The 22,485-nt window shown below is 57.3% G+C and carries 18 protein-coding genes and 4 tRNA genes; 9 read left to right on the forward strand and 13 right to left on the reverse strand.

The features are described 5' to 3' along the window. Positions 1-93 precede the first annotated feature (93 nt). Entirely contained in the window at positions 94-2,430 is a 2,337-nt protein-coding gene (locus HDF09_RS08775) for a thaumatin family protein (RefSeq protein ID WP_183764793.1), read from the reverse strand. An 811-nt stretch (positions 2,431-3,241) separates the two neighbouring features. Between HDF09_RS08775 and HDF09_RS08780 the strand changes: the two genes are divergently transcribed. From HDF09_RS08780 to HDF09_RS08790, 3 genes are all read left to right on the forward strand, one after another. Beyond that, positions 3,242-4,546 (forward strand): hypothetical protein, encoded by a 1,305-nt coding sequence (locus HDF09_RS08780; protein WP_183764796.1) that lies wholly within the window; start codon positions 3,242-3,244, stop codon positions 4,544-4,546. Positions 4,547-4,747: 201 nt separating this feature from the next. Further along, positions 4,748-5,971, forward strand: coding sequence for a hypothetical protein (locus HDF09_RS08785; RefSeq protein WP_183764800.1), 1,224 nt, complete (start codon positions 4,748-4,750; stop codon positions 5,969-5,971). A 36-nt stretch (positions 5,972-6,007) separates the two neighbouring features. After that, positions 6,008-6,811: a PP2C family protein-serine/threonine phosphatase gene (locus HDF09_RS08790; RefSeq protein ID WP_260181036.1), complete on the forward strand. Its 804-nt coding sequence runs from the start codon at positions 6,008-6,010 to the stop codon at positions 6,809-6,811. 650 nt (positions 6,812-7,461) lie between these two features. Here HDF09_RS08790 and HDF09_RS08795 read toward each other — a convergent pair. Then, positions 7,462-7,538: transfer RNA gene (locus tag HDF09_RS08795), tRNA-Pro, on the reverse strand. 38 nt (positions 7,539-7,576) lie between these two features. Further along, positions 7,577-8,119: a DUF4112 domain-containing protein gene (locus HDF09_RS08800; protein WP_183764803.1), complete on the reverse strand. Its 543-nt coding sequence runs from the start codon at positions 8,117-8,119 to the stop codon at positions 7,577-7,579. 65 nt (positions 8,120-8,184) lie between these two features. Here HDF09_RS08800 and HDF09_RS08805 point away from each other — a divergent pair. From HDF09_RS08805 to HDF09_RS08825, 5 genes are all read left to right on the forward strand, one after another. Then, positions 8,185-8,259 (forward strand) — tRNA-His (locus HDF09_RS08805). Positions 8,260-8,291: 32 nt separating this feature from the next. Next, on the forward strand, positions 8,292-9,092 hold the full coding sequence (locus HDF09_RS08810; RefSeq protein ID WP_221270078.1) for a DUF72 domain-containing protein: 801 nt from the start codon (positions 8,292-8,294) through the stop codon (positions 9,090-9,092). Beyond that, the gene (locus HDF09_RS08815; RefSeq protein WP_311719084.1) at positions 9,089-10,129 is read left to right on the forward strand and encodes a YheT family hydrolase; all 1,041 of its coding nucleotides are present in this window, start codon (positions 9,089-9,091) and stop codon (positions 10,127-10,129) included. Before HDF09_RS08810 ends, HDF09_RS08815 begins: the two co-directional genes overlap by 4 nt. A 10-nt stretch (positions 10,130-10,139) precedes the next feature. Next, positions 10,140-10,739 (forward strand): hypothetical protein, encoded by a 600-nt coding sequence (locus HDF09_RS08820; RefSeq protein ID WP_183764806.1) that lies wholly within the window; start codon positions 10,140-10,142, stop codon positions 10,737-10,739. 60 nt (positions 10,740-10,799) lie between these two features. After that, positions 10,800-10,876: transfer RNA gene (locus tag HDF09_RS08825), tRNA-Arg, on the forward strand. A gap of 120 nt (positions 10,877-10,996) precedes the next feature. On the opposite strand, the gene HDF09_RS08830 is transcribed toward HDF09_RS08825, so the two are convergent. From HDF09_RS08830 to HDF09_RS08860, 7 genes are all read right to left on the reverse strand, one after another. Then, positions 10,997-12,235 carry an MFS transporter gene (locus HDF09_RS08830; RefSeq protein ID WP_183764809.1) on the reverse strand — a complete coding sequence of 413 codons (1,239 nt, stop codon included), beginning with the start codon at positions 12,233-12,235 and terminating at the stop codon, positions 10,997-10,999. Positions 12,236-12,304: 69 nt separating this feature from the next. Beyond that, on the reverse strand, positions 12,305-13,471 hold the full coding sequence (locus HDF09_RS08835) for an acyl-CoA dehydrogenase (RefSeq protein ID WP_183764812.1): 1,167 nt from the start codon (positions 13,469-13,471) through the stop codon (positions 12,305-12,307). Positions 13,472-13,596: 125 nt separating this feature from the next. Further along, positions 13,597-14,463: a tetratricopeptide repeat protein gene (locus HDF09_RS08840; RefSeq protein ID WP_183764815.1), complete on the reverse strand. Its 867-nt coding sequence runs from the start codon at positions 14,461-14,463 to the stop codon at positions 13,597-13,599. Between the two features lie 230 nt (positions 14,464-14,693). Continuing rightward, complete coding sequence (locus tag HDF09_RS08845; protein WP_183764818.1) at positions 14,694-15,362, reverse strand: PspA/IM30 family protein; 669 nt, start codon at positions 15,360-15,362, stop codon at positions 14,694-14,696. A 65-nt stretch (positions 15,363-15,427) separates the two neighbouring features. Continuing rightward, entirely contained in the window at positions 15,428-16,846 is a 1,419-nt protein-coding gene (locus HDF09_RS08850; protein WP_183764821.1) for a flotillin family protein, read from the reverse strand. Positions 16,847-16,996: 150 nt separating this feature from the next. After that, positions 16,997-17,602 carry an NfeD family membrane protein gene (locus tag HDF09_RS08855; RefSeq protein ID WP_183764824.1) on the reverse strand — a complete coding sequence of 202 codons (606 nt, stop codon included), beginning with the start codon at positions 17,600-17,602 and terminating at the stop codon, positions 16,997-16,999. Position 17,603: 1 nt separating this feature from the next. Next, positions 17,604-18,170 (reverse strand): helix-turn-helix domain-containing protein, encoded by a 567-nt coding sequence (locus HDF09_RS08860; RefSeq protein ID WP_183764826.1) that lies wholly within the window; start codon positions 18,168-18,170, stop codon positions 17,604-17,606. A gap of 160 nt (positions 18,171-18,330) precedes the next feature. Between HDF09_RS08860 and HDF09_RS08865 the strand changes: the two genes are divergently transcribed. Then, positions 18,331-20,460: a PP2C family protein-serine/threonine phosphatase gene (locus tag HDF09_RS08865; RefSeq protein ID WP_183764828.1), complete on the forward strand. Its 2,130-nt coding sequence runs from the start codon at positions 18,331-18,333 to the stop codon at positions 20,458-20,460. 28 nt (positions 20,461-20,488) lie between these two features. Here the strand turns inward: HDF09_RS08865 and HDF09_RS08870 are convergent, their stop codons facing one another. From HDF09_RS08870 to HDF09_RS08880, 3 genes are all read right to left on the reverse strand, one after another. After that, on the reverse strand, positions 20,489-20,938 hold the full coding sequence (locus tag HDF09_RS08870; RefSeq protein WP_183764831.1) for a hypothetical protein: 450 nt from the start codon (positions 20,936-20,938) through the stop codon (positions 20,489-20,491). 449 nt (positions 20,939-21,387) lie between these two features. After that, positions 21,388-21,463 (reverse strand) — tRNA-Thr (locus HDF09_RS08875). 94 nt (positions 21,464-21,557) lie between these two features. Further along, positions 21,558-22,451, reverse strand: a complete 894-nt coding sequence (locus HDF09_RS08880) for a LysR substrate-binding domain-containing protein (RefSeq protein ID WP_183764834.1) — start codon at positions 22,449-22,451, stop codon at positions 21,558-21,560. Positions 22,452-22,485 lie beyond the last annotated feature (34 nt).

Genomic DNA, 22,485 nt, shown 5'->3' on the forward strand with positions numbered 1-22,485 from the left:
ATCGCAGATCGCATCCTGTGTGTGGCCATGATTCCGGCCACGCACAGGACTAGATAAGGAATCGGTCATGTAAGATTCGTCAATCTCTCTTCCCTATCGAATGGTGACGCCATCGAAGGTTGAGATATTGAGTGTTGACTCCCGTTTCGAGGTGACGGCGAGCCCGGCGGTGACAGATCCGGTCATACCGACATCCCTGGTAGAGATGAGCGTCCAACTGACACCATCCGGTGACGCATAGCCAGAGAACGTATTACCCGAGCGCTGGAGTTTGACCCACACAGGGACGTTTTGTTGTGCTTGTCCCAGGTCTGTGGTGCCTCCTCCATCGGCCGCGCGAACGACCATGGCGACACCGTGCCCTGGGGTAGCAAAGACCGCGGCGAAGGCTGCATTGTCTGCAGTGGTAGAGCGAATCATGACGCCTGACTTGGCCCACACGTCTGTATCGGTCTGAGCAGCAACGTGCGCGATGACGGTGAAGTCGCCGGTTGCCGACTGGTAGGCGTAGTTGAACTGGTCGGCGGTGCCGAAGATGTCGCTGCCGCTGCCGCCTACCGTGAAGGTGCCTCCGTTTGCGCTGAAGGTGCCAGCGGTTCCCGGATCGCCGATGTCCAGATCGGTGAACTGGACGCCGGCCGCGTTGACCGTGAGAGGGATGTTCGTGGTATGGCTCAGCGGGCCAGAGGTTGCGGTGACCGGAATAGTATAGGTTCCGGGCAACGTCGAGGCGCTGGTGGCGAGCGTTAGCGATGAGGTTGCCGCTCCGGAAATCGAGTCAGGCGTAAACGTCGCCGTCACCCCAACTGGCAGGCTGGAAGCACTGAGAGCGACCGTAGAGCTAAAGCCGTTCTCGGGTGTTGTTGCAAGCGTGAAGGACGCGCTGTTCCCCGCTTGAAGCGCGCTCATTGCAGGAGTCACAGAGACGGTGAAATCCGGGCTGGGGACTGTGGATGAGACTGTTAGAGCGACCTGAGCGTCGTGGAGGCTATTTGCGCTAAAGCTGGTGAATAAAGGAAAGTAGGCTCGCTTTGTGGCAGAGGCAGAGGTGGCGATCGTGATAGTCGCCGACTGCGGTGTAGGATCACCGGTAAAAGTGAACTGTGGCAACGTGGGTGCTTTGGAGGTCGCAGGAAAACCGGAGGTGCTCATCGAGACGACGCCGGTGAAGCCGTTCACTGGAGTGGCCGTGACAGTGTAGACCACCGACGTTCCGGGCAGAACGGTCTGCGCAGATGTTGGCGTAATGCTAAAGACATAGTCGGGAGCTGTGGGATTGGCAACCGTCAACGAACCCTCCCAGACGTTTTCGAGCGCGCCACTCTGGCCAATGACCTCGATATTTCCTGTGCTCAACATCGGAGCTGGAGTCGTCGTTGTATTGACAGTCAGGATGACGGGGACGGTTGCTCCCGGTGGCAAACTGACGCTTGACGCGCTGAAAGAGGCAGAGGATCCCTTGTTGCTGCAGGACACCTTGCCCACTGTGGTCCAGGTGCAGTTACCCGGCAGATGCGCGGCGGAGAGCTTGACGGTGCCAGTAAATGTACTGCTTGCAGTTACATTCAGGTTATACGCGACGGAGCCACCGGGCGTTACAGTCTGGTTCGGTTGCTGGGAAGTGATGGTAAAGGTAGGAACAGTCGCAGGATCTGAGTTGGGAACAGTCTTCGCAGGACAGAACGTGATCTGATAGCCCGAAGAGGGCAAAGGAACTACATTGAAGTCGCTGGATGGGTCGTCAAAGGCATAACCGTACACCGAGGGACAGGACTGTTTGAGCACGGCTCCGCGGTAGTTTGTATCCCAATTCACATTGTTGCAGGCCTGCGGCGAGGCATAGGGTCCCGCGCAGCAGTAGTTCGCCGTTCCAAACTTGCTGCAGAGACTCTTGCACCCGACGACCTGTCCAGCACTATTGAGCATCTGCTGGCCAGCAGGGCAGGAGCTGCGCAGATCCACCTGGCACGCAGCGTTGATCGAATGGGTAGGGTTGGGATCGTTGAGTTGAACGGAAAGGGGAAAGTCAAAGCCATCGACCAGGCTGATGTCGTAGTTGTCTGCTCCAGTCGCGGAGCCGGTAAGGGTGAACTCGGCGAGGCTTGTGTTGCCCGCTCCAGCGTGCTGGCATTGAAGACCGCCGCAGTCGCCCGTCTGGCAGGAGCCCTTTCCGTTGGCGTCAAAGTTGCACTGACGACGTCCCCAAAAGCGGCCACCGACCCAAGGAGTCGGCAGTGACGTAGTGACGGTCGCGCCGGCAGGAAGCTCCATACCTCCTGACGAGCCGTTGAAGACAGGGATGGGATTGCCTGCACCAGCGACCCATACGGTTTCGGCACAGTTGTTCGTGATGACGAATTGACGGGTTTGGGCAATGGCCATGCCGCCGAATGCACAAAGGACGATCAGTGCCGCATGGGGCAGTGTCATCCACTTGCGTCGACTATTATGCGATACGCCAACCGAACCGACCTCCATTGAGTGAGCCTTTCGGAATGGAAGTACGGAGAAAAGCAGAGATCCAAAGTTCTGCAAGAGCAAGTTCAAGAAGTGCCTCCCGGTAAGACGAACGACTAGTTAGAAACAAAGTTGGAACAATCGACCTTCGAGGAACATAGGGCTTCGTATGTGTGCTGTAAACGGTACGAAGGTAGTACTACCTTCGTGCGATAAAGATTCCTCTCGGCCACATTCAAAACATCCGAGTATTTGTAACAACCGAAGATATAGTGTGATTAAAAGATCTATGAACTAGTCAGCAGCACTCAACGGGAGGGAAGTTAGACATCGAATAGGTTACAAATTCATTTCTTTTACATGAATTTCGGCAAGGAAAACCCCATTTCGCCTTGGAAAGGCAACGCGAAAGAATAGGGATTTTGACTTTGCTAAGGAATCAGGTCAGGTCTAATCCCTTTAGAGGAATTCGGTGGCCCGAGGGGTGGGGTTGGGTGGGACAGCAGAAAAAATGTGACCAATCTCATGTTCGAAGGAACCTCTGGGAACCGGAAGTGGATAAGCTGACACAATTTACGAATCAACTTAAGTTACTCGACTCCAAGTAACATGCCAACAGAAGTTTTGGATCCTGACGGTGTTTTTACAATTAGGAGACAATTCGCCAGATGCCTCGCCCTTTATAGCTGGACCTGCATCGTTGAGTTGAGAGCTTCACTCCGAATTGATCTCGGAATATCATGACGAGAACAGTTCCCTTCTCTGCCCGACAACTGAGACGCCCGTGACGCGCACGAAAATTCTGCTACAACAGGCTTTACAAATCGATAGCCGCAACACCGAGCTGCAGAATGCATACTCAGATTTGCTGCGCGAACTGAAGCGGCACAAGCAACAACTGCGCTTGGGCGAACTATTGCGAAGTGCCCGGGAGGAGAGCGACAGGCAGCGCTACACGGAGGCGATCTCGTATCTGCGCGTCGCAGCCGAGACCGATCCTGTGCACCCTGAAGTTGCGAGCCTACTCAGTTTCGCTATGACCCGGCAGAAGGAGGGGCAGCCACAGCAGCCTCCGGATCTCACGAAGTCGAACATGCAGGAGCCGCTCGATCAGGAGGATTCTGGTCCAACAGAGGATTACGCAACCCGCGTAATGGAGACGCTGTCTGCGGACGGATCGCCACTTAAACCTCAATCCGAAGTTGGAGACACGAAGCCAGAGGTCGATATTGAGCAGGAAGTTACAACGTCGGCCAGCAAGCTTGGGCTGCTCGCAAATGCGAACGATGGCGCCGACTCGACGAAACTGCTTCAAATACCGCAGCAACTGACCGACAAGACGGAAGGCGAAAATGGCCTGACTCTCCAGTTTTCGGAGGCCGTGCTAAAAACACAATTGGTCGAGACTCCGAGTATTCGCCGAGATCTGACCCCGGAGCTTCCCGCGAAGCGGGATGAACTCACCGCTAAGGCAAAGAATGAGGAGATTCGGGCAGCTGTCGAAGGAGCCGTCACCGCCTGCGATGCTGCAATGGCGGCAAACAAATTTGACCACTGTTTGCGTTCGCTGGACGATCTGGAAAAACAATATCCCGGAAACGTCGTGCTCGCTGCTGCCAGAAAAACATGCGAAACAAAACGTGGACAGAAAGCAACACAATTGCTTCGAGGAGCTATTCATACCGCGCAGCAGCAACTGAGGAACAACTCCTCCAAGCGAGCTGAAGAAGCTTTGAGAGAGGTGGAATGCGCCTTTCCGTACGTAGCTCTGGATATCCGTAATGATTGGAAACGGCTGAAGGTTGAGTGTGGGACTCCTCTGCGCGCGAAGCAGGCAGCTTCAGCCAGCGGCATTCCTGCGAAGCGCGGCAAAGTTGGACTGTATGCCATGGGCGTTACGATAGCCGTCGCCTCACTTGCAGTTGGGAAAGTCTCACATCTCCGGCATGGAACGCCTGCTCTGCCCAAGCCTGTGGTCGTCGGTGCGGCAGCATCCGCACCTGCAGCGAGCGTTGCAATTTCGACAGATTTGGAGATAAACGCCTCACCTTGGGCAAAAGGTGGTGAGTGTCCAAGACAAATCTGGTAACAGTATCGCTCTGCCTGACAGAGACTCCACTACTCCGCTGCGATTAGATGCAGTAGACAGTGGAATTTACGAGGTTACACTTACTGGCCCCGACAACAACAAACGGCGGACCGTGGAATGCAGCGTGTCCTCGAGCAAGCACCTATGTTCTGCTGATATGGGATCGCCAAGTGTGAAGCAAGTGCTGATGGGAGAACAACCATGAAGCTGAAATGGGGTGGAATAGTACTTCTGACCGCAACGGCGATGATGGCGCAGACCTCGAATCAGGACAAGAGCGCCGACCAGCTCCGGGATCTTGCCAGCATCGCGAAGAATTCCGGTGACCTTCTGGCCGAGGCCAACTATATTTGCCAAGCGGCTGCCCTTGATAGCAAGAAGTACGAGAAGAAGTGCGCTCGAGCAAAAGAGGATGCCAACAAAGCGCTCGTACAATTTCAGAAAGACCTTGACACGGGTCGCACCGAAATACAGCAAAAGGACTATGCTGGCGCACTGCGCGATCTCGGGAAGATCACTTTCGGACCCAACAAGGCTGAAGCACAGGATCTGACACAGCTCGCGCGGATCGCAAGCAACGGAGGGACTCCGGTTGATCTGATTAGCTACGAAGCTTTCAAGTCTGCTCGCGCAGCCTATTTGCGCGGCGACTTCGATGTAGCGCAATCCGAAGCAAAACACGTTCAGTCCCCTCCTCTCCAGAACGCTATCAACAAGCTGCTAACAAACATTAGCATCTACCACGATATGATGAAGCAGGCAGAGGCCTTGGCTCACAGCGGTGACTTGAAGGGGGCAGAGCAGAAGTATCAGTTTGCGATACTCATCAAGCAAAATGGACCAGGCCAGCCTCAGGATCGCTTGCGAGAACTGCAAGCGGCGGAAGCACAAGCTGCAAACGCGAAGCCCGTTCCTCCGCCTCAGCCGCTCGTTCCCGTTCAGCCGCAAACCCTGAGCAAGGCGACGCCACCTCCCCAGACGAGCGACGATCGAGGGAAGACCAAGATGTCGCCGAATCCCGCCCCGCATGAGCAAAAGCAAGGTGGGAAAAATGCGCAGCAGTTACTGAAATCGTCGCAGGCAAATGCACGAAAAGTTGAAGATGTTTACGATCAGAAAGCAGCGCCTGCGAATACACAACAAGATTCCGAAGAGATGGAAGACAATCTGACGCAAGGGGTAGCGGACTTTTACGCATCGCATTTCTCGCACGCCGACGACGCAATCGAAGTATATTTGCAGGGCGGCGGAACCCACTATGCTGGTGCAGCTCATTTCTATCTGGGAGCATCATTTCTCACGCAGGCGCTCCTGACGTCTCCGAATGATCGGCCTCGCGCCGAATCATTGCCAACAGGCGCGGGCTCAGTTTACTGTCGCAAAACAGCTGCACTACAAACCCGTAGAGTCGGCCATATCGCCTAAGGTGCTCGGCGAGTGGACGCAAATAGGTAACCAGCAATGAACGATCAGCGGAGTAGAAAGGCAGATGCGCAACAGCGTGGCCTTCAGTCGAATCATTTAACCGTGCCAATGATGGAATTACGAATGGAAGTGGCGGCACTCTCAGATGTGGGCTACAGGCGATTGAACAATGAAGATAGCTTCGGATACGACTCAAAGACAAATATCTTTGTGGTTTGTGATGGGATGGGAGGGTTGGCAGCCGGCGAAATTGCAAGTTATAAAGCGGTGGAGCTCACACTCAAAACCTATAACGAGCTAAGCAATCAGGAAATGGAGATCGAAGACCGACTCCGTTCCGCTATCGCCAGCGCCAACGAGACAGTGTGGAACATGGCCCAACAAAACCACAAGCTCCGAGGTATGGGAACTACCCTAGTCGCGGCATCCATACTCCGAAATAGGCTTGTTCTTGGTAATGTTGGCGATAGCCGCGCGTACTTCCTCAGAGATGGCGACTGTGTACAAATCACGGAAGACCACTCTTACGTGGCAGAACAGATGCGCCGCGGACGGACGATCATAAGCGATGAAGCATCTCAGCGACTACGGCAATTCATCACACGGGCGGTGGGAGTGCTTCCGAGCGTAGAGCCTGACTTCTTCGTTCTCGATCTGGAACCAGACGATATAATCCTGCTCACAACTGACGGTCTGACCCGTTATGCCGATGCAAACAAGCTCGCGCACCATATATATATGTACTCAAACCTGGAAGAAATCTGTCGTGGACTGATCGCGATAGCCCACGAAGGCGGGGCGGAAGACAACGTGACCTGTATGCTGCTGCGCTTCTCTTGACGTTAGGTAATAAAGGAAAGTGCAAAGATCCACTCAAAACGGGTACCCTCAATTATTTCCAGGATCGAATTCGTCATGAGTTCCTGTGCTCAGCGTTGCTGACGTACATCTCCTGTGGAGCAGCGCTGGGTCCTGCCAGGCGTGTCCCTATCGGTACTCTCGGGGTCATCTCTGCTGTGATTCCGCTTCCATGACCGAGTTGCCTGACCTCTACTTGCACCCCAGCGAGTATCCAGACTCCCACTCGAAGGTACATTAAATCAGCGTGCTGCCCACGCCGGCTGGCCAACCCAAGCTCCTGAGTGGTGGCAGCCATCCCGAGCTCCGCAAGGCAGTGCAAGCTTTCATCAAATTTGATGTCGAGTCTGCTGGAGGCCGGCCTTCGGCAAGAGACACTGGTGCTTCCCATTCTCGCGCCAGTCCAAATAGTAGATTCCGGCTTCGTACTTTTCGGGCCTTCCATTTACCAGCACCCAATTTGGTTTTACGCGCCCGTTAGCGGCTGACTGGGACATATCGCCTTCCATCCGGAGTCTCGATCCGTTTGGTGAGATTCACTTCCATAGTTGCAAAGTGTAGCAAAGAGGTATTCCCTGCGGTATCCATCGCTGAGAATGCCATATAAGTTATAGAAATAATTATTGTTGAGATGGTCGGGGCGGAGGGATTCGAACCCCCGACCCTCTGGTCCCAAACCAGATGCGCTACCAGACTGCGCTACGCCCCGACTATGTTTAGTTTATCGCATCGAGCCGACTCTCGCGATCACAGTGTTCGAAACATGCCGTGGCTACTTGTACCGAAGAGCGCGTGGAAGAGACCGTCAAAGACCCACGTGAGCAAAAGAAGCGGCAGAATGACCAGCCCAGCCAACACAAGACAGAGCACTCCAAGAAAGAGCCAGCTCTGCAGCGTATGTTTGCGCGGCTCATCTACGCTGCCGACTAGAAGAGCGTAGTTCCGTCGATTCGCACGCCACGCGATGTCGAACATATCGCCGAGAACCGGGATCGAGCCCACCACAACCTCGATCGCAACGTTGGCCACCATGCGCGCCACGGTGGCATACGATACACCACGCACCCACGCCGCGATGATGATGATGCAAGAGGCGATCCCGCCGATCAAATCTCCGATGCCGGGAATGAAGCCCACAATCCCGTCCAGACCGAAGCGGATCGAGGTGCCGGGAATTCTGATGAAATCGTCTAAAACATGCGAAAGCAGATCCAGATTCTCGTCATCAAAGGCTTTTCCACCACGTTTCAGGCGAGGGGACAGGACCTCGGGCTTCGCGGTAAACGGCATCGGACCCTCCCCCGCCCCAACCGAGATTGTCCCGCAGGCGGCCAGTGCTATAATTCCAGTATACGGCGGCTATAGTTCAGTGGCAGAACGCCGCTCTGTGGCAGCGGATGTCGTGGGTTCGAAACCCACTAGCCGCCCCAAACTTCTCAAATCTTCAAACTGCGGATTAACCTTGCCCCGCGTTCCTAAAGTTTCCTCAACGCCCGTCCCGGCCGCCGCTCCAAAGTCCTTGGCGCGCCTCTACGCCGGGACATCAGGTTGGGCCTACCCCACCTGGAAGCCGGAGTTCTATCCTGCGGGCACGCCGGCAAAAAAGTTTCTAGAGTTCTACGCCTCACAACTCACCTCGGTAGAGGTCAACTACACCTTCCGTGCCCTGCCGACGGCGAAGATACTCGAGAGTTGGCTCGCTTCGACCCCTCCAGAGTTTCGCTTCAGCTTCAAGGCGCCACAACGCATCACCCACCTCAAGCGACTGCGCAACTGTGAAGAACTTGTCGCTCAGTTTGTGGCAGCCCTTGAACCAGTTCGTCAGGCGGGCAAACTTGGCCTTCTGCTCTTCCAGCTTCCCCCTAACTTCAAGGCTGACGCCGAACTTCTCAGCACCTTCCTTTTTCTCTCCGCCCTTCGCGAAAACAGCGCCCCGCCGATCGCCTTTGAATTCCGCCACGAGTCCTGGTTCGACGAGAAGATCTATGCGGTCTTGCGCGAACACAACGCAGCGGTCTGCATCGCCGAGAGCGACGACCTGCTAACGCCAGAGGTCCACACCGCGCAGGACTACACCTGCTACCGGCTGCGGCGAAGCAGCGGCTATTCGCCAATTGAGCTTGACGCCTTCGCGCAACGTTTCGCAACTCTCGCCCAGCAGCGCGATGTCTATGTCTACTTCAAGCACGAGGACGAGCCAACCGGAGCACTCAACGCCACGCAATTTCTTGCCCGCATCCAGGCGCTGGCGGAGAAGCAATGATGCCGACAGCGGAGATCGAGAGCGTCGAAAGCCACGCCGTAGAGTTTCAACCTCGGCGTTTCATCATCAACGGACATCTGCAGACGATCATGGGCAACTACCTGCCGCGACTCAACAGTCTGCCCGCGCCTGAGGCAACGCTCGTCGAGGTTTCGCCAGCCACACCCAGCCAGATCGCAAGCCAGGTTCTCTGCCACTGTCACTGGCAGCCCGAGGACGTTCGCTCCTCCCGCCCAACAGCCATCCTCGTCCACGGGCTGGAAGGCTCCTCCAACTCACAGTATGTCATCGGCAACTCGAACAAGCTCTGGCGAGCCGGATGCAACATCATCCGCATGAATATGCGTAACTGCGGAGGCACCGAGGCGCTCACGCCGACGCTCTATCACTCGGGTCTCTCCAACGACGTACTCGCCGTAATGAACTTCTTCGTAGCACAATACGGGCTGCGGTCGATGTCCTTGATCGGCTATTCGATGGGCGGAAATCTCGTCCTCAAGCTTGCCGGCGAGCTTGGCTCTGCTGCTCCACCACAGCTGCACTCCGTCATCGGCGTATCGCCCGCGCTCGATCTTGGCCCATCAGCTGACGCTCTGCATCGCCCGTACAATCGGGTCTACGAGCTGAAGTTCCTGCGCGCTCTCCTAAGCCGCTATCGCCGCAAGGTCGCGCTGTTTCCTCATGTCTACGATCCCAATCTCGCCACTGGAATAGGTTCTCTGCGCGAGTTGGACGACCGCATCACCGCCTTCTATTCAGGGTTCACCGGAGCGGAAGACTATTACTACCGCGCCGCTGCCGCCCGCGTCATCGACAAGATCGTCGTGCCGACACTCATCCTTCATGCGCTGGACGATCCCTTCGTCCGCATCACCGATGAGAGTTGCAGCAGACTCGATGCGAATCTGAATATCCAGCTGATCACGACCCATCACGGCGGCCACTGCGCCTTTCTTGCGCAGCCCGACGCCGACACCGGCTACGATGGCTACTGGGCCGAGCACACCCTGCTGCGCTTCCTGCTCGCCAACGCATAAGATAGTCGTAATGCTCTCTGACTGGTCCGCCGAATGTTCTTCAGACGATCCTGTGCTCGTAGTTCCCTGGTCTGACCCATCCGATCCCTCCGGCAATCGCCGATTCATCGATCTCCGCGAGAACCCCTACGACCTCGACCATCTCCCCGAAGTCGAGCAGCATCCCTCGCTGATGCATGCTCTGCGCGCTCTCAACGCTCCACGCGCCGCTGTCTTCACCGCGAAGTGCGATGCATGGCCGCTCGAAGCAGAGGAGCTCGACGATCTTCGAGCGAACCTTGACGTAACCTCCGACGACGCCCCGACAGGCTTCGGCAGCTACATCGACATCCTCTGGCGCGAGCGCTCTCTCTTCGCCTCCTACCACCAGATGGAGCAGAGGGTGCATCGTTTGACACGTCACTCCTCTCCGCTGGATCAGCCCTACGCCATGCTCGACTGCGTCATCCGTCCTGCACTCGTCGATCTCGCCGGTCCGCAGGAAGGTTTCGCGGTCAGCCTGTACGTAAAGGCCATCGGCCACGACCCCCAAGCCGCAGAACAGAACTGGGCCTCGGCTCTGGACGCTGTCGTTGCACTGTTGCGCAGCAAGGATCTTGCCCTGGGCTAGCCTCCAATTTTCCAAACCCGAAGGCCCGCCATCCCCGATACAATCGATATAGACGCACGCGGGCGAGTAGCTCAATTGGATAGAGCACGAGCCTTCTAAGCTCGGGGTTGTGGGTTCGATCCCCGCCTCGCCCACCATCCGCACCAGGCGTCTGCGGCCCCAACCCCCCTACCCCTCCCTAAGAATCTGTCCGGAAACTGTCCTGCCGGACGGGCCTCCTGCGCGGAGGGAAGGAGGCCCGTCCGGCAGGACAGTTTCTAAGCCTCGAGCAAAAGATCTTCTTCCGTGATCCGGTGGTGATCTGCTCCAGCATCGCGGCTTCCGGCCGCATGCCGCAGCCCCGCCAGCGCGATAAAGCCGATCGCCAGGCAACAGACTCCGTTCCACTTCCAGTGCTCCCACGCGACCGTCGCCAGTGCCGACCCCACCGCCGCCCCGCTGAAATACACCGTCATATAGACCGTATTGATCCGGCTGCGTGCAGAGGGCACCAGCCCCAGGATCCGCGTCTGGTTCGCCACCTGTATCATCTGCGCCCCGATATCGAGCACCAGCACTCCGACCGCCAGCGCGATGATGTGGACCGTCATCGGCAGCCTGACCGGCTCTTCCACCCACAACAGAACGTAGGAAGACGTCAGCAGCCCCATCCCAAGCGAGATCACCCATCGCGACCCGTGCCTGTCGGAGAGCCTCCCCGCCAGTGGTGCGACCAATGCTCCCGCCGCCCCGACCACCCCGAAGGTGCCGGCGACCCCCGCACCTAGCCCGTAATGGCTATGCAGCACGAAAGCCAGCGTCGTCCAGAAGCAGCTGAACGACGCAAAGACAAGCGCGCCGACAACCGAAGATTCTCTCAGCAGAGGCTGCGTACGAAAGAGCGTCCAGAGCGACCTCATCGCATCGGCATAGCGCAACTGCTGCTTCGGGGGCAGCTTCGGCATCACCCTCCCCATCAGCGGAACAAATGCCGCATTCACCACCGCCGCCACCACAAAGACCCAGCGCCAGCCATGGATGCCGCTCACCCAACCAGCAAAGGTGCGGGCCAGCAGAATACCCAGCAGCAGCCCGGTCATCACCGTACCGATAGCCCGGCCGCGCTTTTCATGCGAAACCAGATCGGGCGCAATCGGAAGCGCAACGTGAGTGACCGACGCAAAGAGTCCAATCAACACACTCGCAGCAATCAGCCAGGTTAGTCCGGGGGCAACCGCAACGAGCAGAAGCGCAATCGCCTCCGCGCCATACATCTTCATCATCAACGCGCGGCGCTCCAGCACATCGCCCAGCGGAACAAAGGACAGCAAGCCACACGCGTAACCCACCTGGGTCGCCACCGCGACGAAGCCCACATGACCAGCCGAAACCCCGTAGGAGCGGCCCATCTCCAGCAGAAGCGGCTGGTTGTAGTACATCGTCGAAACGCCCACAGCGCAGGCTATCCCCAAAAAGGCCAGTGGGGCACGTTTTTCGGATTGCAATGAAGTGGTCATACCAATGCTCTCCCTCTAGTGTAGAGCATTGGAGCCTGTTCGACCAGAGGCGGAGTCCGCGTGGAGACGCTAAACCTTGCCCAGCGTCAACTTAGCAATGGTCGCCAGCTGCATGAACGACGTACCTTCATAGATCTTGCCGATCTTGGCATCGCGGTACAGCTTCTCGACAGGGTAGTCCTTCACAAAACCCGATCCCCCGTAGACCTCGACCGCGAGACTGGCAACGCGCTCCGCCACCTGCGACGTGAAGTACTTGCACATCGCCGCCTCCTTCAGAAACTCGCGCTTCGCATCCTTCAGCCGAGCTGCGTTATAGACCATCAATCTCGCCGCCTCGATCTCCGTCGCCATCTCGGCCAGCTGAAACTGCATCGCCTGAAACTCCACCAGCGTCTTGCCGAACTGCTTGCGCTCCTTCGCCCACTTCGCCGCATGGCCCCACGCGCCCTCGGCCAGCCCCAACATCTGCGAGCCAATCCCGATGCGACCTTCGTTCAGCGTCTCGATGGCGATCTTGTATCCCTTACCCGGCTCGCCCAGCACCTGCGCCGCAGGCACAACGCAGTCGTTAAAGATGAGTTCGCACGTACTCGACGCGCGAATACCAAGCTTGTCTTCCTTCTTCCCAAGCGTAAATCCGGCCGCGTCCTTCTCAACCAAAAACGCCGTAATCCCCTTGTATCCGGCCGCCGGATCGATCGTCGCAAAGACAATAAACAGCCCTGCCTCTTTCGCATTCGTGATCCACAGCTTCTGTCCGTTGAGAACATAATCGTCCCCACGCTTCACCGCCCGCGTCTGCAACGCAAAGGCATCGGAGCCAGACGACGCTTCGCTGAGCGCATACGATCCGATCGTGTCTGTCGCAAGGCGCGTCAGATATTTTTTCTTCTGCTCTTCATTCGCCCATCGCACCAGCGCATTGATGCACAGCGTGTTCTGCACATCGACCATCACCCCAACCGACGGATCGACCGCAGAGATCTCCTCGACCGCAAGAATCGCATTGAAAAACGTTCCACCCGCCCCGCCGTACTCCTCGGGAATCTCGATCCCCATCAACCCAAGCTCAAAGAGTCTTCGGATAAGCCCGGCATCCATCTGCTGCGACTCATCCATGCCGCGCACCAGCGGACCGATCTGCTCCACCGCAAAGCGCCGTATCGTATCGCGAAAAAGTTGCTCGTCATCCCCCAACTGCGTCAACGCCATCGGTCCAACCTGTTGCGACATCCACTCACCTCAACCCGTATTCAAAAGGCGAGTCTAGCACTTTGAACCGTCGACTGAATAGCCATTCACCCACCCGGCTGCCAAAGAAGATGTCGTCAAGTCTCCTACGAAAGACGAAAGAGGAGCTATCCCGCGACCTTCACCAGCAGCCCACGCCGGGTGACGATCGAGAGCTTCTCGGTATTCAAAATCTTCCGAGCCTGTTCTCTGGCATGATTGGCCCACGGTCCCACCGGATCGAGCCGCACATACGCCAGCCAGTGCCGCAACGCCCGTCGACGCTGCCCCTGTCGCTCATACGCCAGCGCCAGGTTGTAGTGTGCATCCGCATACTGCGGAACCAGCGCAACCGCCTTCTGATAAGCGGTCGTCGCCTCAGCCAGCCGCTGCATCTCGTCCAGCACATTGCCCAGATCGAAGAACGCAAGCGCATACTCCGGGTCGGCCACCGTCGCCTGCCGATAGAGTCCTTCCGCCTCCTCAAACCGCCGCAGGTTGTAATGGATCGTCCCAAGATTGATCAACGCCGGCGCATGCTGCGGACGCATCACCAGAATCGCCGCATAGATCTCGGCAGCCTCCTGGATCGTAGCCGGATTTTCCTCCAGCTGCACCGCCCGCAAAAACATCTCCTGAATCTCTGCCGCCTGCCGCAGAGCAGCATCTCCCGTGCCCACGACACGAAGCTGACGCGCCGGCCCCATCTCAAAGTCAAAGGCAAGCTGCTGCGTCAGCGGATCCATCAGCGCGCCGCCATGCCGAAAGCTCAGCCGCGATCCACGCCGCACAAAGCTCGCCTCCAGCAGCGGGTTCCGCACTCCACCCAGCCGCTGCATGGCCTCCACCGATGCTCGTATATTTTTCGCCGAGATCTTTGTCGTCGCCTGCAGATCGCGCAGCCTGCGCAGCTGCCCCAGCGCATCAAAAGAGTAGTCGTTGTTGGGAGAGATCAATCCCGCTCGCTCCCACGCCGTTAGCTGGCGTGCCTGCAAGTGAAGGATCCGGATTACGTCTTGACGGCTATATCGGGTCACAGTGGTGTCTCAGTTGGCACCGTCTTACAAGTTCATCCTGCGAACTCTCTCTCTGGAGTATGCCTTCGAAACCCGCGCCAATCAAGACCAAAGCTCCTAACCTCCTCAAATAGCCGTGGATAACTCGTACCAAAATGGGTTCGCCGATCTTCAAGGCAAATTCACACTCGGAAAAATTCGCAATCCCTTCAACTCAAGCGCGGTTGTCTGCTCTTGAGATCTTCGAGCAGGCGCTCAATCTGATCCTCTCTCTCCAAGGTGTTGAGCCGGTCTTCAAGAGATTGAGATTCAAGAACCATGTGGCTGGCGAAGTTGTCGGCTTCGTCGCGCTGAATGCTCGAGCGCAGCCGGTTCATGGCGGTCGATCTCTGGTGCGAGGCAGCGATCGTGCGGGCAGCGTTCGCCTTGCCTACCGTGCGGGCGCGACGTTGCTGAGCGATCAATAACTCGCAGGCCGAGCGCGTCTCGGACAGCTTCTGCTGCAACCGATTGAAGGCGTTGCGAAGAGTCTCCGTCTCAGCTTTCTGGTCCTCAAGCTGCTGTCCAAAGTTTGCCGTCATCTGCTGGTTGCTCAGGCTGCGTTCAAGCGCGGCGCGCGCCAGATCATCCTGCTGCTTCTGCACCGCGAGCTCGGCCTTCCGATTCCACTGGTTCATAGCATCCTCGTGCTCCTTCAGTTTTTTCTGAAGAAGGTGCTGATCGGCGATGGCGATAGCAACCTGTGTCTTAACCTGGAGAAGCTGGTTCTCCATATCAAGCACGAGTTGTTTTGCCAGCTTCTCAGGATCTTCCGCCTTCTCGATAAGGTCGTTGATGTTGGCTCGTAAGAGTGTTCCTACACGCTCAAGCAGTGCCATGGGAGTCCTCCTTTACTGCGGTAGTGCGTACGGCGCGGAGAGCGTCCTCCGCGTCGACTGATAGTTCAGGCCTGTGGACTATTGCCGTCATCGCGAGGCTTCATCGCTTTGACGTTCGACATCAGATCGTGAAGATTCATCCCGGAGAGGGCCTCGAAGAGCGCAGGAACCTGGGCGGCGATCTTCGTCATCTCCCCCGTAATCTTGTTGGCTCCTGTTGCCCCATCGTTTCCAGTCGAGACAATCGTGATCTTGTCGACCTTGCTGAGAGGCTCGGCCATCGCGCGAACAACATCGGCCATATTGGTAATCAGCTTGTCGACGACTGCGGCCTGCGTCCACTCCTGATAAGCTGCGGCCTTGACGTTCATGGCCTTCGCCTCTGCGTCGCCCTTCTGGAAGATGATGTTGGCCTCCGCCTCGCCCTGCAGCTTCGTAGCTGCCGCGCGACCCTCCGCCTCCATCATGATGCGAGCCTTATCGGCCTGAGCGATATTTTCGATGCGCTGACGCTCGATCTCCGAGCCCTTGAGAACCGTCGCAATCAGCTCCTTTTCATGACGCAGAATTTCAGCCTCCTGCACCTTTACCTGCTCCTGCTTCTCAACCTGTTGCACGCGGACCTGCTCGGCAACTACCTTCTGTTGCATGACGTTGGTCTGGAGTTCGTACGCCTTATCCGCCTGAGCCTCCTGGCGACGGCTCTGCTCCATGAACTGCGCCTTCTGGATATCAAGGTCACGTTGAGCTTCAGCCTGTTTTGCAAGCGATGCCGTCTCTGCGATCACGCGATCCTGATCGGCCGAGGCCTTGGCGACTGCTGCCTCGCGCAGTGCGATGGCGCGGCGAATCGCCGTATCGCGCTCAGCCTCTGCCGCTGCAATCTCGGCATCGCGCCGAATCCGAGCCACATCGGGACGGCCCATGTTCGTGATGTACTCGTTCTTATCGCGCACCTCGCGAATCGTAAAAGAGATCACCTCAAGCCCCATCTTGCTCATGTCATCCATACAGGTGGAGCGCATCCGTTCGGCCACCATCTCAGGCTCTTTCACAATCTGCTCAACGGTAAGCTGACCAATAATGCCGCGCAGATGGCCCTCCATCACCAGCCGAATGAGGCCCTCGCGTTGATCAGGAGACTTCGTCAGAAACTGCTCCGCCGCAGTAAGGATCGACTCTTTGTCCGAACGGACTTTAATCTGCGCAACCGCCTCCACAGTCACCGCGACGCCCTGCTTGGTGTAGAGATCCTGCTGCGGCGCAACATCAAAGCTCATCAGCTCCAGCGAAAGCTGGCGAGAGTTTTCCACGACTGGAAAGATCACCGCGCCGCCGCCCTTGATAACGCGCGGCCCACGGAATCCATAGACAATAATCGCTTCGTTAGGACCAGCTTTGCGAAACATCTTAGCCATCAGAAGGGCTAATGCGAGTGTGGCGAGAACTACCAGGCCAACAATAATAACGACCGAGTTCGGCATATCGTTCCTTTGTCCCGGACGGACGAGAGAGCGTGTGATGTGCTTGCCTCAAGAGAAAGTTGAGCGGGCGGAGTGCCTCGGCAAGTGAGGCCGCCTGTATCAGGAAACTACGATCAAAAAACTACAATCAGGAAACTACGACCAGGAAAACTACAACGCGTCCTGCAGTCCGTTCGCGAGTTCGTCCCATCGGCGGACGTAAGCAACGCCGCGGGCATAACGAACTACAACAACCTCCGTTCCGCGCTCGATGGCGCTCCCGTCTTCGCTCCGGGCAGCAGCCGCACGACGAGCCCCGGCCTGCGAAAAGATAATTTCGCCAATACCATCTCCGTCACGAATGGAGTCGCTCACCTCGGCGAGTACGCCCGCCATCTCCGTCTCTTCCGGCGTCAGAACACGCTCGCGAGGAAGAAGCAGTTTGAACAGAACAGCCCAGATGAGCGTGGCTCCAACAACGCCGCTTATCAATGCGATCAGCAAAATCAGCACACCGCCGAAGATGCTGGAGTGGTGCAGCAGATATCCGGCGCCACCAAACCAGCAGAGAAACACCGTGATGGTGAAGCCATTCACCGCAGACAATCCAGATTCATGAGATCCTACAGATCCACGATGCGCCCCGTGCGCCGCATGACCATGAGCCATATGGCCGATGTGAAACCGGCCAATATGCAGATGGGCGAAGCCCCCGACGACCGAGATCAGGCTAAGCACCAGGCCGACACAGAAACAGATGAGATAGAAGGAGTCCATATTATTTGGTGCTCCGTTTCGCTGCTTTCTTTGCAGCCGGCTGAGTTACTGAAGACTTCAACCAGGAATCGTCAGGACGAAGAACCTGAAACAGGCGATCGAGCAGCGCAGGCGTCTCGAGAATGCTCTCAATCAGAAGGAAGCAACGCCGTGAATCACTATGGTTTGCCAGTGTCAGCAGAGCCTGGCACAGCGCAGGATCACGACGGAAGCGTTCGACACCGCCGACCAGCCAGAGGTCGAGCTTGTCTTCCGCCGTTCGCAGGTCGGAGATCAACTCCGAGTGATATCCCTCGGGATCATCGACCAGATAGCCAGGATGAACCTTGAAGAACTTCGCCAGCAGCAGCCGCGTCGTATTCGTCAGGTGCGGGCGCGCTCCACTTTCAATCTGCGACAGATACGACTGACTGATTGTTCCCTTGCCCGCGCTTTTGGCCGCTTTTTTGCCCGTGCCGTTCTCCTGTTGAATTGCACGAACCAGCTCTTGCTGCGTCATGGCCCGATTGAGGCCGCGCAGACTACCCTCGACCTCACGCAGATAACGGATTTTATCGCTGAGTTTCATGTCAATTACAAATCGCAATATTTATATCGCAATATGTAATAAAAATCAAGCCCAATTTCAGGCCCGACCGCAACCCGGAAAACTAGCCTCGAGACAGCGCAAGAATCTGCAGAGACCGCTTCGATATCCCACAGCAGGAAACCCAGCGTATGCTGGCCACATGCTTCGGCCTGCCTGGCGTCTATCGCATTCGTGCTGCCTGCCCGCACTCCTGCTTTACGTCTCCTCCCTCGTCGTATCTCTTCCGACACTCGCGCTCGGCCAGGCATCCGTTGTGCCGCCATCCTCGGCATCCGCTATCGCGATCAAGGGTCTAGGCAGGGCCGTCGCACCGCTCGACGGTCCCTGGCAGTTCCATCTGGGCGACGACCCCAACTGGGCCTCACCCACCTTCGACGACTCCCATTGGGAACAACTCACGGCAGAGAAGCCCTGGGGCGAGCAGGGACACCCCAGTTACACCGGCTATGCCTGGTACCGCCTGCACCTGTCGCTCAACTCGGCGCCAGGAGATCAAAGCAGCTTCGCCCTCCTCGTGCCGCACCTGGACGATGTGTACGAGATCTTCTGGAACGGCAGCTCCATCGGCCGCAGCGGAAAGTTCCCTCCCTACCCCATCTGGTATCGATCCACCGACGCACCCGTCCTCTACCCTCTCAACCCAGGAACCCCTAAGTCCGGACCGGAGCATGAAAGCCAACTTCGCGGCACACTCGCCATCCGCGTCTGGAAGGCTCCTCTTACCTCCGAGGACTCCGGACAATCCGGCGGTTTCGAAGGGTCCCCTATTGTCGGTTATCCCGAATCCCTCGCCGCCTACAAAACCTCGCTGGACTATCAGTGGCTCCGAGCCAATCAATTTTCTTTTGCAGAATTCCTGCTCTACGGAATCACTGGCGTGCTCTGTCTCTTCTCCTGGCTCCGAGATCGGCAGCAGCGAACTCTCTTGTGGATGACCGGATTTGCCCTGAGCCCGCTCATCCGGCTGATCCTCTACGGAATGCGCATCCCCTGGACAGTGGGCCTGTCCAACGCACTGGGACCGCCCGTCTCCTCGATTCGCGACATCTCTCTCTGGTTCCTGCTGCTCTGGCTTCTGCACCTCGACGACAACCCGTCCCTCATCCGGCTTGTCCGTCGCTTCGCCGTTGTCAGCCTGGCAGCCAGTATCTCCGATGGTCTTCTGTCGCTGTTGGATGCGAGCGTGAGTTGGTTCTGGCTCATTCAGATAGCGGACGCAGTCCTCACAGGGATCTACTTCATCACCGCCGCGGTGCCGCTTGCACTCGTCGCTCTCGCCGTCAAACAACGCCGTCGATTGGATCTGGCTCGCCGGCTGCTCGTCATCGCCGCATTTCTCTGGGGCATGATCCAGGTCGTCCAGGGGCTAGCTCCTCAGGGACAGCGCTTTACCCACTGGACCCTCGCCGACAAACTGCGCACACCCCTCTTTCACCTCTATGGCAATGCCGTATCGGTGCCCACCCTCGCCGGAATCTTCCTGCTCGTCGCTCTGCTCTACGCCGTCTATCGCACCTCCATGGAAGACCACCGCCGCCGCAGCCTTCTTGAGCACGAGATGAGCAGCGCCCGCGAACTCCAGCAGGTGCTCATCCCCGAAACATTCCCCTCAATTCCTGGCTTCGCCGTCACCAGTGCCTATTGCCCCGCACTGGAAGTCGGCGGAGACTTCTTCCAGATCATCCCCCTCGATGGCGACTTCACCCTTGTCATCCTTGGCGATGTCAGCGGCAAAGGCCTCAAAGCTGCCATCGCGGTCTCACTCATCGTCGGGCTGGTGCGCGTCCTGGTTGAAAACACCCAAAGCCCCGCTCAACTGTTGACCAAGTTAAACCGGCGATTGTGTGGTCGCCTGCATGGCGGCTTTGCCACCTGCATTGCCCTCCGTATCGATCCACACGGCAACTGTGTCCTGGCCAGCGCCGGACATCCCCCTCCCTATCTCAACGATCGTGAGTTAGCTATCCCCGGCTCGTTCCCTCTCGGCTTGTTCCCCGCCGTCGCATACGAAGAAAGCCACCTGCGCCTGCAGGTTAACGATCACCTCGCGCTCTACACCGACGGACTACTCGAAGCGCGCAACAAGACAGGCGAACTCTACGGCTTTGAGCGGATACGCGAACTCTTCGCAACACTCCCCAACGCCGCCCGCGCCGCCGAAGCCGCGGTACGTTTTGGCCAGGACGACGACATCACCGTCGTCACCCTGGTCCGCGTCGCCATGGGCGAAGAATCGACCAACATCGCGCCAGCTACCTCAACCGTCTAAAGAATTCGCCGTTGGAACCGCGGCCAAATCAGCGAATCGTGCCCTTCAGAACATCTTCTTTGTGGTCAAAGATCTTCTTCGTATCCTCTCGCACCTTCCGCGCGATGTCGGCCCACACAGGATTGATGGTCTTAAGATCCACCGCTCCCGTCTCTTTCGCCTCCTCAAACTCTTTGGCTTTCTCCAACCCATTCTTATAACTCGACATCGTCTTCACGATCTCGAAGGCCGATGCCACCACGACGCCGACATCATCTTTATTCTCATCCGATATGCCTTGGTACACCTCCTTGTAATGCTCTTCAATCCACTGAAACACGATCGGTATCAGAACCTCGCAGACCCACCGGTTGTAGGCGTCCAACCCTTCCACTCCCGCAATCCATGATGGATGCATCGCCCAGTCCGGATAAGCCCCGCATAGTCCAGATCCATTTCCATTTTTGACTAAATTCTGAGTGGTCCACTTAAGCATCATGACTTCGTCTCCTCGTTGATAGAGCTGATTTAGAAGCTGTCCTAATTGAATTGAGATACAGAGGGGGACCCACAACCCGAAGAATTACCGCCAAAAACTCGATCCGTCGAATCCGGCTAGCGTACTCGCAGGAACTATCCCGCGGACAAAGCTAAGGTGCAGTGTTTATAGCATTGATTCAAGTATCGCTGCATGTTTTCAGCTGCCGAACGCAACCTCAAAACCTCGAACCAACTCAGAGATAGAGCCTATGCAACGGCACTCCCAGAGTTACAAGCAAAGTCGACCCGCCGTTCTGAGAGACGCGCGAACCCTCAGCCTCAGCACAATGCAAATCTCCAGCAGCGCTCAGATCCGCCTGCCAGCGCTACTCCAGCAGGCACACACGAGGTCCGCACCGGTAGACCGAAGGCTCCTTCTAAGCACTTTATTTTGAGGGAGAGTTTGAATGGAGCCGATGAGCGGAGTTGAACCGCTGACCTACTGATTACGAATCAGTTGCTCTACCAACTGAGCTACATCGGCCTGTCCTTCTATTCTATCGGCTTCGTGGCCATCCGCCAAATCTTCCGTTCGTTTGGGAACTAGCCCTTGCCAAAAAAGCAACCAACGCTGGAGATCAACCGGCCAGATGTTGATTCGCAATCTCGATGAAGTTCCTCGCAAGGACGCTCTCCGCACCCGCCTTCACACCAAGATCAATCGACGTCCGGCACGCACCCTTCACCTCTCGATACACCGCTCCCGGCATCGCAACCCTCGCAACACAAGCCGGCGCCAGCGTCACCCCAAGCCCTGCTGCCACAAGGCGCACCAGCGTCAGCCACTGCGGCGCATCCTGAACGATGTTCGGACGAAACCCGCTCCGTTCGCAACATGCGATCGTCCGGTCATAGGCCAGCGGCCCCATACGCCGCGCAAACATAATGAATGGTTCGCCCTCCAGCGCCTTCACCCCGAGCGTCTTTCGACCAGCCAGCGGATGCGCCTCCGGCAACACAGCCACGTACTTTTCTTTCAACAACGTAGTGATGCGAATCCCCTCCGTCGGATCTCCATCCCGCAGAAACGCAAGATCGATCTGCCCATTCAACAGAGCGGCAATCTGCGCAGACGTCACCAGCTCCCGCAGGCGTAGCTCCACCTTCGGATAACGGCGTCGAAAGCTCCGAATCGCCGCCGGCAGCTCCGTAAACATCACCGAGCCGCTGAAACCCACCGTCAGCGTCCCCTCTTCGCCGCGCCCCAACCGCCGAACCTGGGCAAGGTCCTCGTCCACCTTCTCCATCGTGCTCCGCGCCCGTCGCGCAAGCAGATGCCCAGCAGCCGTCAGCTTCACGCCACGTGTCGTCCGCTCAAACAGAGCATGACCAAGCATCTGTTCCAACCGTTTGATCTGCTGGCTCAACGGAGGCTGCGCCATCCCCAGACGCCTCGCCGCCTTGCTGAAGTGAAGCGTCTCAGCGACCGCCAAAAAGTAGCGCAGATGCCGCAGTTCAATCTGGTCATTCATATCTCAATCATATAGATCGCGACCTTTCAGCTAT

The sequence above is a fragment of the Edaphobacter lichenicola genome (assembly GCF_014201315.1).
Taxonomy (GTDB): Bacteria; Acidobacteriota; Terriglobia; order Terriglobales; family Acidobacteriaceae; genus Edaphobacter; species Edaphobacter lichenicola_B.